This is a genomic window from Streptomyces sp. NPDC004721, assembly GCF_053601495.1.
This window is the reverse complement of sequence record NZ_JBSGBZ010000078.1, coordinates 1-14,107: the sequence shown is the minus strand read 5'-3', so window position 1 is coordinate 14,107 and position 14,107 is coordinate 1. Positions and strand designations below refer to the sequence as shown.

Below are 14,107 nucleotides of genomic sequence, written 5' to 3'. Positions count from 1 at the left end.
ACTCGGTTGTTCTACGGCACGATGAAGGTCGCCATCGGGGGGCCGTTGAAGCTCGCCTTCCGGCCCTGGGTGGAAGGCATGGAGAACATCCCGGCCGAGGGCCCCGCCATATTGGCGAGCAATCACCTGTCCTTCTCGGACTCCTTCTTCCTGCCTTCGGTGCTGCACCGCAAGGTCACCTTCATCGCGAAGGCCGAGTACTTCACCACGCCCGGTGTGAAGGGCCGGCTGACGGCCGCGTTCTTCAAGGGCGTGGGCCAGCTCCCCGTGGACCGCTCCGGGTCGCGCGGCGCGGGCGAGGCGGCGGTGAAGAGCGGCATAGAGGTGCTGGAGCGCGGCGAGCTGTTCGGTATCTACCCGGAGGGCACCCGCTCGCCCGACGGCCGCCTCTACCGCGGCAAGCCGGGCGGCCTGGCCCGCGTCGCCCTGGCCACCGGAGCGCCCGTCATCCCGGTCGCCATGATCGACACGGAGAAGATCCAGCCCCCCGGGAAGGTCGTCCCCAAGCTGATGCGCCCGGGCATACGCATCGGCAAGCCGCTGGACTTCAGCCGCTACCAGGGCCTCGCGCACGACCGTTTCGTGCTGCGGGCGGTGACGGACGAGGTCATGTACGAGATCATGAAGCTCTCCGGCCAGGAGTACGTCGACATCTACGCGACCGCCGCCAAGCGGCAGTTCGCGGAGGCGGCCAAGGCCGAGAAGGAAGCGGAGAAGGCGGCGGGGAAAGCGGCGGGGAAGGCGGCCGACAAGGCCCAGGAGGCGGCGAAGGCGTCGCCCGGGCCGGCCGGGACGGAAGAGGCCGAGAAGGAGAAGCAGGCGGAGTAGGGCGAACCGCCAAGGGGGGGGACATGCCGAAGCGGCAACGCGTGATGAGGATGTCGGTCGAGCAGCCGCTGTGGCGCGCGCTCGCCGGATACCGGGTGCTGACCATGCTCTACGCGGTCGGCCTGTTCGCCACCGGCTACGGCCGGTTCCCGCGCCCCTGGGTCGCCATCGCCTACTACTGCGTGCTGTCCGTGTGGACCCTGGCCACGCTGCCCAAGGTCGCGAACGCCGCGAGCTGCACCAAGCGCTTCCTGGCCGCCGACCTCGCCCTGGCGCTGACCGGCATCCTCCTCACCCCCGTCGCCGACGCCCCGGCGCGGATCGCGGACGGCGGTCCGACCCTGCCGTCGATCTGGACCGCCGGCGCCGTCCTCGCCTTCGCCATCAAGGGCGGCTGGCGCTGGGCCGCCGCCGCCTCCACCGCGGTCGCCGCCGCCAACCTGGTCGAGCGCGGCTCCCCGGCCCGCGACACCGTGCACAACGTGATCCTGGTCTGGGTCGCCTCCATCGCCATCGGCTACGTCGTCGAGGTCGCCCGCGCCTCCGAGCGCACCCTCGCCCGCGCCCTGGAGATCGAGGCGGCCACCCGCGAACGGGAGCGCCTGGCCCGGGACATTCACGACGGCGTGCTCCAGGTGCTGGCCCTGGTGCAGCGACGCGGCGCGGTCATCGGGGGCGAGGCCGCCGAACTGGGCCGGCTGGCGGGCGAGCAGGAGGTGGCGCTGCGCACTCTGGTCTCCGGCGGGCTGGCCCCGGTCCCCGGGGCGTCGAGGGACACGTCCGGAGATACGGCGGGGTACCCGGCCGGGGGCGCGGACGTCCGGACCGTCGACGAGGACACGGACGACGACGCCGACGCGCCCGTCGATCTGCGCGCGCTGCTCGCCCCGTACGCCGGTGCCCTGGTCAGCCTCGCCGAACCGGGCGCCCCGGTGCCGCTGCGGGCCGCCGCCGCCCGCGAGGTGGCCGCCGCCGTCGGGGCCGCGCTGGACAACGTCCGCCGGCACGCGGGCGAGGGGGCGCGGGCCTGGATCCTGGTCGAGGACGAGCCGGAGTCGGTGATCGTGACCGTGCGGGACGACGGTCCCGGCATCCCCGAGGGGCGGCTCGCCCAGGCCGAGGGGGAGGGCCGGCTCGGAGTGGCCCTGTCGATCCGGGGCCGGCTGCGCGACATCGGCGGCACCGCCGAGCTGATCTCGGTGCCCGGCCAGGGCACCGAGGTCGAACTGAACGTACCCAAGAACACGAACACCACGAACGACAGCGGGCACACGAAGAGCGCGAAGGGCGCGCAGTGGACACGGGGGAAGGCAGAGAGCCGATGAGCGCGGAGCAGGGCCCGATCAAGGTGATGGTGGTCGACGACCACCCGATGTGGCGCGACGCCGTGGCCCGCGACCTGGCCGAGTCCGGCTTCGAGGTGGTCGCCACCGCGGGCGACGGCGAGCAGGCGGTGCGCCGCGCCAGGGCCGCCGCGCCCGACGTGCTCGTGCTCGACCTGAACCTGCCCGCGAAGCCTGGGGTCCAGGTCTGCAAGGAACTCGTCGGCGCCAACCCGGCGTTGCGCGTGCTGGTGCTGTCCGCGAGCGGTGAGCACGCCGACGTGCTGGAGGCCGTGAAGTCGGGCGCGACGGGCTACCTGCTGAAGTCGGCCTCGACCCAGGAGCTGCTGGACGCGGTGCGCCGCACGGCCGTGGGCGACCCGGTGTTCACACCAGGGCTCGCGGGCCTGGTGCTCGGCGAGTACCGGCGGCTGGCCGCCGAGCCCGCGCCCGCCGCGGACGCCGACGAGCCGAAGGCGCCCCGGCTCACCGACCGCGAGACCGAGGTGCTGCGCCTGGTCGCCAAGGGCCTGAGCTACAAGCAGATCGCCGAGCGCCTGGTGATCTCCCACCGCACGGTCCAGAACCACGTCCAGAACACCCTGGGCAAGCTCCAGTTGCACAACCGGGTGGAACTGGTGCGGTACGCCATCGAGCGCGGGCTCGACGGCGAGTAAACCCGCGTACCCGCGGCAACCACCCTTTCGAGTGGATTCTCCTTGATCAACTGCCCGACAATTCAGAGGAATTGACTCTCCGCCCCATGCCGAAGTGACGTGCGTCACCATTAGCGTGACCTTCACCAGGCAACCGCGGCGAAGGGACTTTTCCATGCGGGTCGGAGTACTGACCGGAGGCGGCGACTGCCCCGGGCTCAACGCCGTCATCCGGGGCATCGTCCGCAAGGGCGTGCAGGAGTACGGCTATGACTTCGTCGGCTTCCGGGACGGCTGGCGGGGCCCCCTCGAGAACGACTCCATCCGTCTCGACATCCCCGCGGTGCGCGGCATCCTGCCCCGCGGCGGCACCATCCTCGGCTCCTCGCGGACCAACCCCCTCAAACAGGAGGACGGCATCCGGCGGATCAAGGACAATCTCGCCAAGCAGGAGGTCGAGGCGCTCGTCGCGATCGGCGGCGAGGACACCCTCGGCGTGGCCGCGCGGCTGAGCGACGAGTACGGCGTGCCCTGCGTGGGCGTGCCCAAGACCATCGACAACGACCTGTCGGCCACCGACTACACCTTCGGCTTCGACACCGCGGTCGGCATCGCCACCGAGGCGATCGACCGGCTCCACACCACCGCCGAGTCCCATATGCGGGTCCTGGTCTGCGAGGTGATGGGCCGTCACGCAGGCTGGATCGCCCTGCACTCCGGCCTCGCCGGCGGCGCGAACGTCATCCTCATCCCCGAGCAGCGCTTCGACGTCGACCAGGTGTGCGCCTGGATCACCTCCCGCTTCAAGGCGTCGTACGCCCCGATCGTCGTCGTCGCCGAGGGCGCCATGCCCAAGGACGGCGACATGGTCCTGAAGGACGCCTCGCTCGACTCCTTCGGGCATGTGCGGCTGTCCGGGGTCGGCGAGTGGCTGGCCAAGGAGATCGAGGCACGCACCGGGAAGGAGGCCCGGACCACCGTCCTCGGGCACATCCAGCGCGGCGGCACGCCCAGCGCCTTCGACCGCTGGCTGGCCACCCGGTTCGGGCTGCACGCCGTCGACTGCGTCCGCGACGGCGACTTCGGCAAGATGGTCGCCCTGCGCGGCACCGACATCGTCCGCGTCCCGATCGCGGAGGCCACCGCCAAGCTGAAGACGGTCGACCCGACGTTGTACGAGGAGGTCGGGGTCTTCTTCGGCTGACCCGCCACCGTCCTCCCGCAGACCGCGCCGAGGGCGCCGTCGACCTGACCGGCGGCGCCCTCGGCGCGCGCGTACCCGGTTACCGGACGGGCCGCGGCCCGGAGTGCGTGCCGGCGCCGTGCAACTGCTCGGCCAGCAGCGCGCGGACGATCGCCTGGCCGTTCAGCGTCAGCACGGACTCGGGGTGGAACTGCACCGACGCGAACCCGGCGGAGCGCAAGGCGTGCACCTCACCGGACGCGCTCCGGCTGACCTCGATTCCGTGCGCGGACAGCTCGGCGTGCGCCTCGTCGTCGCAGTGCGCCACGTAGCTGTTGTAGAAGCCCACGGTCTCGGACCGGCCGAACAGGTCGATCCCGGTCTGGGCGCCCTGGTGGGGCACCTCCTTGCGAACGATGTCCAGGCCGAGTTCGGCCGCGATCAGCTCGTGTCCGAGGCAGACTCCGAGAACGCCGTGCCGGTGCCCGGTGAGCACCTCCGCGGTCAGCGCGCGCAGCAGCCGCATCTTCGGGTCGTCCGGATCGCACGGGTCGCCGGGTCCGGGGCCGAGGACGACCGGCCCCTGGTGCGCGAGCACGGCCGCGCGCAGTCCGGGATCGTCGTAGCGGCGGACGGTGACGGTCAGTCCCGACGACCGCAGCACGTGCGCGAGCATCGCGGTGAAGGTGTCCTCGCCGTCCACGACCAGGGTGTGCCCGGTGAGTCCCGGCGCCCTTGCCCCGGTTTCCGACTGCGCCCGTGCGGCGGAGCCCCCGTTCTGCATCCGCAGCCAGAACGGCGCGAGCAGGGCGCGCCGCCCGTCCAGCGCCGCCCGCACCCGAGGGTCGTCGGCGAGCCGGGGCCGCGACCGCTCGGCGCGCGGCCGTGCCGGCCGTACGCCCAGCGCCGCCAGCACGCCCGCCGCCTTCGCGTGCGTCTCGGCGACCTCGCCCGCCGGGTCCGAGCCGCGGACGAGGGTGGCGCCGACCGGCACGCGCAGCCGGCCGCCGGCGTCGATGTCGGCGGTGCGGATGAGGATGGGGGAGTCCAGGGTCTGGGCGCCACCGGAGTCGCGGCCGAGCAGGGCGAGGGCGCCGGCGTAGTAGCCGCGTCCGCCGGTCTCGTGGCGTTCGATGACCCGGCAGGCGTTCTGCACCGGCGACCCGGTGACGGTCGCGGCGAACATGGTCTCCTTGAGCACCTCGCGCACGTCCAGGGAGGACCGGCCGCGCAGCTCGTACTCGGTGTGCGCGAGGTGCGCCATCTCCTTAAGGCGCGGGCCGACGACCACCCCGCCCATGTCGCCGACGGTGCACATCATCTTGAGCTCCTCGTCGACGACCATCGACAGCTCCTCGATCTCCTTGCCGTCGGCGAGGAAGCCCAGCAGGTGCTCGGGCGTCGGCCCCTCGGCCGGGTAGCGGTACGTCCCGCTGATCGGGTTCATCACGACCGTCCCGCCGGACATGCGCACATGCACCTCGGGACTGGCGCCCACCAGCGTCCGGTCCCCGGTGTGCACGACGAACGTCCAGTACGCCCCCCGCTCGCCCTCCAGCAGCCGCCGGAACAGCGCCAGCGCGTCGGCCCGCCCGAAGCCCGGGACCTCCCCCTCGTACGTCCGCCGGATCACGAAGTTCGCGCCCTCGCCCGCGCCGATCTCCTCGCGCAGCACCCGCCCGACGATCTCCGCGTACTCCTCGTCGCCGACGTCGAAGCCGCCGCCATCGACGCGCACCTGGTGCGCGGGGAGCTGCGCCAGGGCCTCGGCCAGCGGGACCGTGCCCGTCTCCTCGGGCGTCAGCACCAGCAGCGGGGTGCCGTCGTCGCGGACGTCGAAGCCGCGTTCGCGGATCTGCCGGAACGGAACGAGCGCCAGGCCCTCGTCGGGCAGGTCGGCCAGGCGGTCGCGGGCGGTCACCGGGCCGAGCAGCACCTCGACCAGGTCCTGGTCGTGCCCCGGGGTACGGCGGCGCAGCAGCGCGAAGGGGCGGGGGTCGTGCAGCAGCCGTGCCAGATCCATGGGTTCCTCTTCCGTCGATGCCGGTCGATGCCGGTCGATGTGGGTGAGGAACGGCCAAGGCGCCGGAAACGCCGAAGGCCGCCCCTCGGGCGGCCTTCGCGAAGTGTGGGATACGCGCAGTCAGCGGGCCGCCGGAGAAGCGGTCCACCACCAGTTCTGGTGCTGGGTCGAGTGCGCGAACATGCCCGGCACCCTACCGCATCGGGTCGCCGCGCAGCCCCGTCCGGCCCGTGGCGGCCCTCGGCGGCCGTGTCGCCCGTACGCAGCACAGGCCGGTTTCCGGCGGCCGCGCGGGGTGGAAGGAGGGTCCGCGTCGACCGTGTGCCGCTTCCTGCCCCGGCGTCCGCCGCGCGCTCGGGCCCGACCGAGGAGTACGCCATTCCCGCACTGCGATCGCCCCACCCGGCACGGCCCCGCCTCCGCCCGAGGCGTGCGCTGACCGCGCTGAGCGCCTGCGCGGTGCTCGCCGCCGCCGCGCCGGCCGCCGCCCGGCCGGTGGCCGACGACGCCACGAAGACCGTCAGCTACCGCGGTCACACGTTCACCGTCCCGGCCGGCTGGCCCGTCGTCGACCTCGACCAGGAGCCGACCGCCTGCGTCCGCTTCGACCGGCACGCCGTCTACCTCGGCACCCCCGGCGAGCAGCAGGACTGCCCGGCCCGCGCCGTCGGGCGCACCGAGGTCCTCTGGGTGCAGCCCGCGGTGGCGACGAAGGCCTCGGTGACCGAGGACCGCACGTCCCGCGTCTACCGGGCGACCGCCACCAACGAGGGAATCTCCATCACGGCCCCGTACGGCGAGGACCGCGCGGAGATCCAGCGGGTGCTGCGCAGCGCAGGACTGCCCGTCGCCACCGCCCGCGCCCGCGAACCCGCCCGGACACCGGCCGCGGGCGCCGTGCCCGCCGACGCGACCGCGTACAGGGGCAGGGGCTTCGACACCTGCACCGCCCCGAGCCAGAGGGCCATGAACGCCTGGAGGACCGGATCGCCCTACGGGGCCGTCGGCGTCTACATCGGCGGGGTCAACCGCGCCTGCGCCCAGGCGAGGCTGACCTCCGAGTGGGTGCGGACGCAGTACGCGAACGGGTGGCGCTTCTTCCCGCTCTACGTCGGCCGGCAGCCCACCTCCGGCGCCGGCAGCTGCCAGAACTCCTGCGCGTCGATCACCGATCCGGTGCCGCAGGGCAAGGAGGCCGCGGAGGACGCGGTTGCCCAGGCGGTGGCGCTCGGCTTCGCCAAGGGGTCGGTGCTCTACAACGACCTGGAGCAGTACGCGACGGGCGGCGCCCTCACCACGCGCGTACTCGGCTACCTGGAGGCCTGGACCGAGCGGCTGCACGAACTGGGCTACCGGTCCGGCGCGTACGGCAGCGTCTCGTCCCTGGTCGCCGACCTGGTCGGCAACGCCGGGAAGGCCACCCTGCCCGACGTGATCCACTTCGCGCACTGGAACAACCAGAACACCACCCTCCACACCGCCATCCCGGCCGCCCTGTGGGCCGGCCACCAGCGCATCCACCAGTACGCGGGCAACAAGACCGAGACGTACGGCGCGGTCACCATCAACATCGACCGTGACCAGCTGGACGTCGGCACCGGCGCCTGAACGGCGCGCGGCGGGACGTTCCGCGAGCGGGCGCCCTCCGTCTCATTGGATGAACGGAGGAAGGGGCCCGCCGGACGACCCCGTAATCTTGGTGGTGTGACCGTGAACGCTAAGACCAGCGCGAGCGCTGGCAACACCTGGCGAGACCTGCCCGCGGCGCAGCAGCCCGAGTACCCCGACCCCGAGGCTCTGCGCGCAGTGATCGCGGACCTCGAGTCGTATCCGCCGCTCGTCTTCGCGGGCGAGTGCGACCAGCTGCGCGCCCGGATGGCGGCCGTCGCCAAGGGAGAGGCGTTCCTCCTCCAGGGCGGCGACTGCGCCGAGGCGTTCGACGCGGTGTCCGCCGAGCACATCCGCAGCAAGCTCAAGACCCTGCTCCAGATGGGCGCCGTGCTGACGTACGCCGCCTCGGTGCCGGTGGTCAAGGTCGGCCGGATCGCCGGCCAGTACTCCAAGCCGCGCTCCAAGCCGACCGAGACCCGCGACGGCGTGACCCTGCCGACCTACCGCGGCGACTCCGTCAACGGCTTCGAGTTCACCGAGGCCGACCGCGTCCCGGACCCCGAGCGGCTGAAGCGGATGTACCACGCGTCCGCCTCCACGCTGAACCTGGTGCGCGCCTTCACCACCGGCGGCTACGCCGACCTGCGCCAGGTGCACGCCTGGAACCAGGACTTCGTGAAGTCCTCGCCGTCCGGCCAGCGCTACGAGCAGCTCGCGCGCGAGATCGACAACGCGCTGAACTTCATGCGGGCCTGCGGCACGGACCCGGAGGAGTTCAAGACCGTCGAGTTCTTCTCCTCGCACGAGGCGCTGCTACTCGACTACGAGTCGGCGCTGACCCGCGTCGACTCGCGCACCGGGCAGCTGTACGACGTCTCCGGGCACATGGTGTGGGTCGGCGAGCGCACCCGGCAGCTGGACCACGCGCACATCGAGTTCGCCTCGCGCATCCGCAACCCGATCGGCGTCAAGCTGGGCCCGACGACCACGCCCGAGGAGGCGCTGCGGTACATCGACCGCCTCGACCCCGAGCGGGAGCCGGGCCGGCTGACGTTCATCGTCCGCATGGGCGCCGACAAGATCCGCGACCGGCTTCCGGAGCTGGTGGAGAAGGTCACGGCCTCGGGCGCGGTGGTGGCCTGGGTGACCGACCCGATGCACGGCAACACCTTCGAGGCGGCCTCCGGTCACAAGACCCGCCGCTTCGACGACGTGCTCGACGAGGTCAAGGGCTTCTTCGAGGTGCACAAGGGGCTCGGCACGCACCCCGGCGGCATCCACGTGGAGCTGACCGGTGACGACGTCACCGAGTGCGTCGGCGGCGGCGACGAGATCTTCGTCGACGACCTGCACCAGCGCTACGAGACGGCCTGCGACCCGCGTCTGAACCGCAGCCAGTCCCTGGACCTGGCGTTCCTGGTCGCGGAGATGTACCGGGACCAGTGAGGCGCGCGCCCCTCGCGGGAGCGGGAACGTGAAGTGGGGCGCGGATCACATGGGATCCGCGCCCCATCCCCTTTTCGGGCATTCGTGCGGTGAGTAAGGTTAGGTTTGCCTCACCGAGAAGTCGGGACGGCACCATCGAACCGATTCCGGCGGGAGGTGAACCGCGTGTACGTGTGCAGTTGCTTCGGTATCACCGAGCAGCAGGTCAAGCAGCACGCGGACAACGGCGCCTGCACTCCCCGCAAGATCGCCTCCGCCTGCAAGGCGGGCACCGACTGCGGCGGGTGCGTACGGCGCATCCAGGCGCTGCTCGGCCGCGGCGCCTGCCCGCGCCGCGAGCTGATCGACCAGGGCGGCCCGGCGCTCGCGCCGCTCACGGGCGGGGCTTCCGACGCCCGCCCGAAGGAGCTGGGCGACGCCGCCTAGTGCTGTGACGGCCGCCGACGGCCGCCTCAGGGGCTGGAGAAGCCGTGTGTGCCGGGGCCCGACGGGTCCGGCTGGCTCTGCTCGACGACGGTCGAGAGGTAGAGCGCCTCACCCAGCTTGTCGACGAGCTCCAGCTGGGTGTCCAGGTAGTCGATGTGGTGCTCCTCGTCGGCGAGGATCGCCTCGAAGATGTTCGCCGACGTGATGTCGTCCTTGTCGCGCATCAGCTGCACGCCCCGGCGCAGCCGGTCGATGGCCTCGACCTCGATCTGCCGGTCGGCCCGGAACATCTCGGCCACCGTCTGCCCGACCTGGACGTGGAAGAGGCGCTGGTAGTTCGGCAGGCCGTCCAGCAGCAGGATCCGGTCGGTCAGGAGCTCCGCGTGCCGCATCTCGTCGAACGACTCGTCGCGGGTGTACTTGGCGAGCTTCGTCCAGCCCTTGTGGTCCTGGATCTTGGAGTGCAGGAAGTACTGGTTGATCGCGGTGAGCTCGGCGGTCAGCTGCTCGTTGAGCAGTTCGATCACCTCGGGGTCGCCTTGCATGGCGGCGGGGCTCCTTCCGGACGTCACTGGGCCGATCTCGCGCATGATTGCACCGGCGCACACGACCGTCCAGTAAGTGCATGCTTAGTGCGGGTTGTCCGAATCGCCCCCGGGCTGGTCATGTGCACCCTCTCCGGTCTGTCAGGATGGAGTCATGGGTCAGCCGGTGGAACGCGCGTCAGGAGACGCGTCTGGAGCAGTGCCGACGGGAGCGGCACAGCCGGAACTTCCGCCGGGACAGCGGCTCCAGCGCGGCTGGCCGGTCACGCACTACGGGCCGGTGCCCAAGTTCCGCCCCGAGCGCTGGGATTTCCGGGTCTTCGGCGCCACCGCCGACGGCGAGAAGCACTGCTGGACCCACGAGGAGTTCACGGCCCTGCCGTACACCACCGTGGTGGCCGACCTGCACTGCGTCACGAAGTACAGCATGCTCGGCGCCGAGTGGGGCGGCATCCCCGCGCGCACCGTCCTGGACATCGCCCCGCCCGCGGCGAACGTCACCCATGTGATGGTGTGGGCGGAGTACGGGTTCAGCTCCAACCTGCGCCTGTCCGACTTCACCTCGGAGCGCACCCTCTTCGCCACCCACAAGGACGGCGAACTGCTCACCGCCGAGCACGGCTTCCCGCTCCGCCTGATCGTCCCCCACCTGTACGCCTGGAAAGGTCCCAAGTGGGTCCGCGGCGTGGAGTACATGACCGCCGACCGCCGCGGCTTCTGGGAGGAGCGCGGCTACCACAATCTTGGCGACCCCTGGAAGGAACAGCGCTACTCCTACCAGGAGGAACCGGGAGACGGGCCGGAACTCTGACGCCCGCCCCGGTGCCTGCTCACGCCTTCCTCATCCGTCCCTGAGCCGCTTCAGGCGCTCCACGTCCGCCGTGTGGCCCTCCTTGCCGCCCGGGGTCTCGATGATCAGCGGGACGCCCTCGGCGGCGGGATGGGTCATCAGGGCGCGGAAGGGGTCCTCGCCGATGTGGCCGGCGCCGATGTTCTCGTGCCGGTCCTTGTGCGCGCCGGCCACGTCCTTGGAGTCGTTGGCGTGGATCAGCCGCAGCCGGCCCTCGCCGACCGTCTCCACCAGCAGGTCCAGTGTTCGGTGCATGCCGTGCGGGCCGGTCAGGTCGTGCCCGGCGGCGAAGATGTGGCAGGTGTCCAGGCACACGCCCAGCCTCGGGTGGGCGTCCAGCGCCTCGAAGTACGGCCCGAAGTCCCAGGTGCGCGAGCACAGCGAGGCACCCTGGCCGGCGGTGGACTCCAGGAGCAGATACGGGTCGTCGTCATGGGTGAGCTCGTCGAGCAGCGGCAGCATGTGCTCCCGCACCTGCTTCAGCGCGACGGACCGGTCCCGGCCGCCGGTCGCGCTCCCGGTGTGCACGACGACGCCCAGCGCGCCGATCTCCCGGCCGCGCCGCAGCGAGTGCCGCAGCGACTCCACCGACCGCTCCACGGTCGCCTCGGTGTGCGAGCCGAAGTTGATCAGGTAAGGGGCGTGGACGTACGCCGGGACCGACTGCTCCGCGCAGGCCGCGCGGAACTGCTCGTCCTGCCGCGGGTTGCCCGCGGGCGTGGCCCAGCCACGCGGATTGGCGACGAAGACCTGCACGGTCTCGGCCCCGAGGTCACGGGCGTAGGACAGGCCCACGGAGTGCAGTCCGCCGGCGACGGGCACATGGCCGCCGATCGGGTTGCGGGAGGGACCGGGGAGGGGGCGGGACCGCTGACTGCTCACCCGTTCAGGGTGTCACGTGCCCGGCGGCCGGTGGCCGCCGGGCCGCCGTCACCGGATGGTGATCGTTATCGTCGAGCCCTTCGGCGCCCGGTCTCCGCCCTTCACCGACTGCTTCTTGACGGTGTCGCCGAACAGCCCGAGCAGCCCGCGGTCCTCCTGCACCTGGAAGCCGGCCTTCTGCAGGGTGTTCTTCGCGTCGCCGACGCTGTTGCCGGTCACGTCCGGCACCTCGACCATCTCCGGGCCCTTGGACAGCGTCAGCGTGACCGTGTCGCCCTCGGCGGCCTGGCTGTCGCCCGCCGGGCTCTGCCGGGCGACCCGGCCCTTGTCGTACTCGGAGTTGACCTGCTCGGAGGAGATCCGCACCTTCAGGCCGGCGTCCCGAAGCTCGGACCGCGCCTCGTCCAGGTCGTCGCCGGTGACGTCCGGCACGTCCACCGCGTGGCCCCTGCTGACGGTGAGCGCGATCGCCGAGCCGGCCCGCCGCTCGGTACCCGCCTCGGGGTCCGTGCCGATCACGACGTCGCGGGGGACGTCGTCGCTGAACTCCCGGCTCACCATGCCCGGCTCCAGGCCCTCCTTCTTCAGCAGGGTCCGCGCCTCGCCCAGCCGGTGGCCCTTCAGGTCGGGCACCCGCACGGTCTCGGGCCCGTCGGAGACCGTGAGCGTCACCGAACCGTGGCTGCGGATCCGGGCGCCCGCCCGCGGGTCGGTGCCGATGACCGTGCCGCGCCCGACCGTGTCGCTGTAGGCGTGCTCGACCCGGTCGACGCCGAGACCGGCCTCCTTGAGCCGCTCCCTGGCCTGCGCCTCGGTCTTCGCCAGCAGCGGCGGGACCTTCGTGAACTGGCCGGAGTTGATGTACCACACGCCCCCGCCGGCCCCGAGGACCAGCAGGACGGCGACGACCACCGTGAGCAGTGTGCGCCGGGGCGGCCCGGGGCGCCGCGCGCCGGTCGGCGGCGGTGCGGGCGGGGGAGCCTGAAGGCGGCTGGTGCGGTTGAGGGCGGCCTCGGACGGCGTGCCGTCCCCACCGGTCCCGCCGTCCCCGCCGCGGATCCGCGTCGTCAGCGCGCGCGGGATGACGCTCGTACGGTCCTCCGCGTTGTCGTGCTCCGCGGTGAGGGCCTGCGGCGGCAGCGCGTCCAGCTGGTCCTGACCGAGCGCGGACCGCGCCTCGCGGACCCTTGCGAGCAGCGCGACCGCGTCGTGCGGCCGGATGTCCGGGGTGCGCGCGGTGGCCTCCGCGACCAGTTCGTCCAGCTCGAAGGCCAGTCCCGGCACGACGGCCGACGGGGGCGGCACGTCCTCGTGGAGGTGCTGGTACAGCACCTGGGCGGGGGACTCCCCCTGGTGAGGCTTGCCGCCGGTCAGCATCTCGTACAGCACGACCCCGCACGCGTACACGTCGACCCGGGGGTCGGCGGTGCCGCGCTCGATCTGCTCCGGCGCGAGGTAGGAGACGGTGCCGAGGACGGCACCGGTGGTGTTCGTCACCGTGTCCACGGACCGGACCAGCCCGAAGTCGGCGACCTTGACCCGGCCGTCGTCCCCTATCAGGACGTTCTCCGGCTTCATGTCGCGGTGCACGAACCCGGCCCGGTGCGCGGCCCCCAGCGCGGCGAGCACCGGCTCCAGGATGTCCAGCGCCGCGCGCGGCTGGAGCGCCCCGCGCTCGCGCAGCACGTCACGCAGGGTGCAGCCGGCCACGTACTCCATGGCGAGGTACACGTACGACCCGTCCGTGCCCTGGTCGAAGACCTGCACGACGTTCGGGTGGGCCAGCCGCGCGACCGACTTGGCTTCCCGGATGAACCGCTCCACGAACGAGCCGTCGGCCGCGAGCGCGGGGTGCATCACCTTGAGCGCGAGGACGCGGTCCAGGCGGGTGTCCAGGGCCCGGTAGACCGTGGCCATCCCGCCGACGGCGATCCGCGCGTCGACGCGATAACGGCCGTCGAGCACCTGCCCGACGAGAGGGTCCTGAAGGGTCGTATCCACGCAGGCGAGTCTACGAGCCGTCACGGACACACTCGGATTCCGGACGCTGTCGCGGCAGGACTGAAGCCGACCTGTGACGCGGTCCACGCGCCCGTGAGACGGGGCGACGGCCTAGGTCCTCTCGTTTGGATCATGCCGGGCTCGCGGGCCCTGGCACCGTTCCCTCAAGCTCTTCGAGCAGGGGGTACCCCCAGCCGCGTTGTCGTCGGTCGGCAGGGCTCCGCCCTGCCGCCCTCCTCCGCCTTGCGATCCTCCCCCACTGCCTGAACGGCGTGGGAGGTGCCCCCATCACCAGACCCCGCTCCCTGATCCGGCCTGATCCAAACGAAAGACC

Annotated in this window: 13 protein-coding genes; 8 read left to right on the top strand and 5 right to left on the bottom strand. The window is 72.1% G+C overall.

Going from position 1 to position 14,107, the window contains the following annotated elements; genetic code table 11:
- Positions 1-21: 21 nt before the first annotated feature.
- From ACWEK3_RS38005 to ACWEK3_RS37990, 4 genes are all read left to right on the top strand, one after another.
- A complete protein-coding gene (locus ACWEK3_RS38005; protein WP_384425225.1) occupies positions 22-828 on the top strand; it encodes a lysophospholipid acyltransferase family protein in 807 nt (268 codons plus the stop codon).
- Positions 829-851: 23 nt separating this feature from the next.
- Entirely contained in the window at positions 852-2,153 is a 1,302-nt protein-coding gene (macS, locus tag ACWEK3_RS38000; RefSeq protein WP_453251806.1) for a MacS family sensor histidine kinase, read from the top strand.
- Positions 2,150-2,827, top strand: coding sequence for a response regulator (locus tag ACWEK3_RS37995; RefSeq protein ID WP_376395290.1), 678 nt, complete (start codon positions 2,150-2,152; stop codon positions 2,825-2,827). The genes macS and ACWEK3_RS37995 overlap by 4 nt, the downstream gene beginning before the upstream one ends.
- A 154-nt stretch (positions 2,828-2,981) precedes the next feature.
- Positions 2,982-4,010 carry a 6-phosphofructokinase gene (locus ACWEK3_RS37990; RefSeq protein ID WP_361409496.1) on the top strand — a complete coding sequence of 343 codons (1,029 nt, stop codon included), beginning with the start codon at positions 2,982-2,984 and terminating at the stop codon, positions 4,008-4,010.
- Between the two features lie 79 nt (positions 4,011-4,089).
- On the opposite strand, the gene ACWEK3_RS37985 is transcribed toward ACWEK3_RS37990, so the two are convergent.
- Complete coding sequence (locus ACWEK3_RS37985; RefSeq protein ID WP_453251805.1) at positions 4,090-6,012, bottom strand: anthranilate synthase family protein; 1,923 nt, start codon at positions 6,010-6,012, stop codon at positions 4,090-4,092.
- 120 nt (positions 6,013-6,132) lie between these two features.
- On the bottom strand, positions 6,133-6,195 hold the full coding sequence (locus tag ACWEK3_RS37980) for a trp operon leader peptide (protein ID WP_450547026.1): 63 nt from the start codon (positions 6,193-6,195) through the stop codon (positions 6,133-6,135).
- 138 nt (positions 6,196-6,333) lie between these two features.
- Between ACWEK3_RS37980 and ACWEK3_RS37975 the strand changes: the two genes are divergently transcribed.
- The 3 genes from ACWEK3_RS37975 (at position 6,334) to ACWEK3_RS37965 (ending at position 9,495) form a co-directional block, all read left to right on the top strand.
- The gene (locus tag ACWEK3_RS37975) at positions 6,334-7,620 is read left to right on the top strand and encodes a glycoside hydrolase domain-containing protein (RefSeq protein ID WP_453251804.1); all 1,287 of its coding nucleotides are present in this window, start codon (positions 6,334-6,336) and stop codon (positions 7,618-7,620) included.
- Positions 7,621-7,716: 96 nt separating this feature from the next.
- Positions 7,717-9,069: a class II 3-deoxy-7-phosphoheptulonate synthase gene (locus ACWEK3_RS37970; protein ID WP_390725373.1), complete on the top strand. Its 1,353-nt coding sequence runs from the start codon at positions 7,717-7,719 to the stop codon at positions 9,067-9,069.
- 156 nt (positions 9,070-9,225) lie between these two features.
- Complete coding sequence (locus ACWEK3_RS37965; protein ID WP_450547022.1) at positions 9,226-9,495, top strand: (2Fe-2S)-binding protein; 270 nt, start codon at positions 9,226-9,228, stop codon at positions 9,493-9,495.
- A gap of 26 nt (positions 9,496-9,521) precedes the next feature.
- Here ACWEK3_RS37965 and bfr read toward each other — a convergent pair whose 3' ends face one another.
- Positions 9,522-10,040 carry a bacterioferritin gene (bfr, locus tag ACWEK3_RS37960; RefSeq protein WP_365430761.1) on the bottom strand — a complete coding sequence of 173 codons (519 nt, stop codon included), beginning with the start codon at positions 10,038-10,040 and terminating at the stop codon, positions 9,522-9,524.
- A gap of 154 nt (positions 10,041-10,194) precedes the next feature.
- Here bfr and ACWEK3_RS37955 point away from each other — a divergent pair, with 154 nt between their 5' ends.
- Positions 10,195-10,851 (top strand): sulfite oxidase-like oxidoreductase, encoded by a 657-nt coding sequence (locus tag ACWEK3_RS37955; RefSeq protein WP_361409514.1) that lies wholly within the window; start codon positions 10,195-10,197, stop codon positions 10,849-10,851.
- 30 nt (positions 10,852-10,881) lie between these two features.
- Here the strand turns inward: ACWEK3_RS37955 and ACWEK3_RS37950 are convergent, their stop codons facing one another.
- Together ACWEK3_RS37950 and pknB are read right to left on the bottom strand one after the other, a co-directional pair.
- Complete coding sequence (locus tag ACWEK3_RS37950; RefSeq protein ID WP_453251803.1) at positions 10,882-11,772, bottom strand: deoxyribonuclease IV; 891 nt, start codon at positions 11,770-11,772, stop codon at positions 10,882-10,884.
- A 48-nt stretch (positions 11,773-11,820) separates the two neighbouring features.
- On the bottom strand, positions 11,821-13,773 hold the full coding sequence (pknB, locus tag ACWEK3_RS37945; RefSeq protein WP_453251802.1) for a Stk1 family PASTA domain-containing Ser/Thr kinase: 1,953 nt from the start codon (positions 13,771-13,773) through the stop codon (positions 11,821-11,823).
- Positions 13,774-14,107 lie beyond the last annotated feature (334 nt).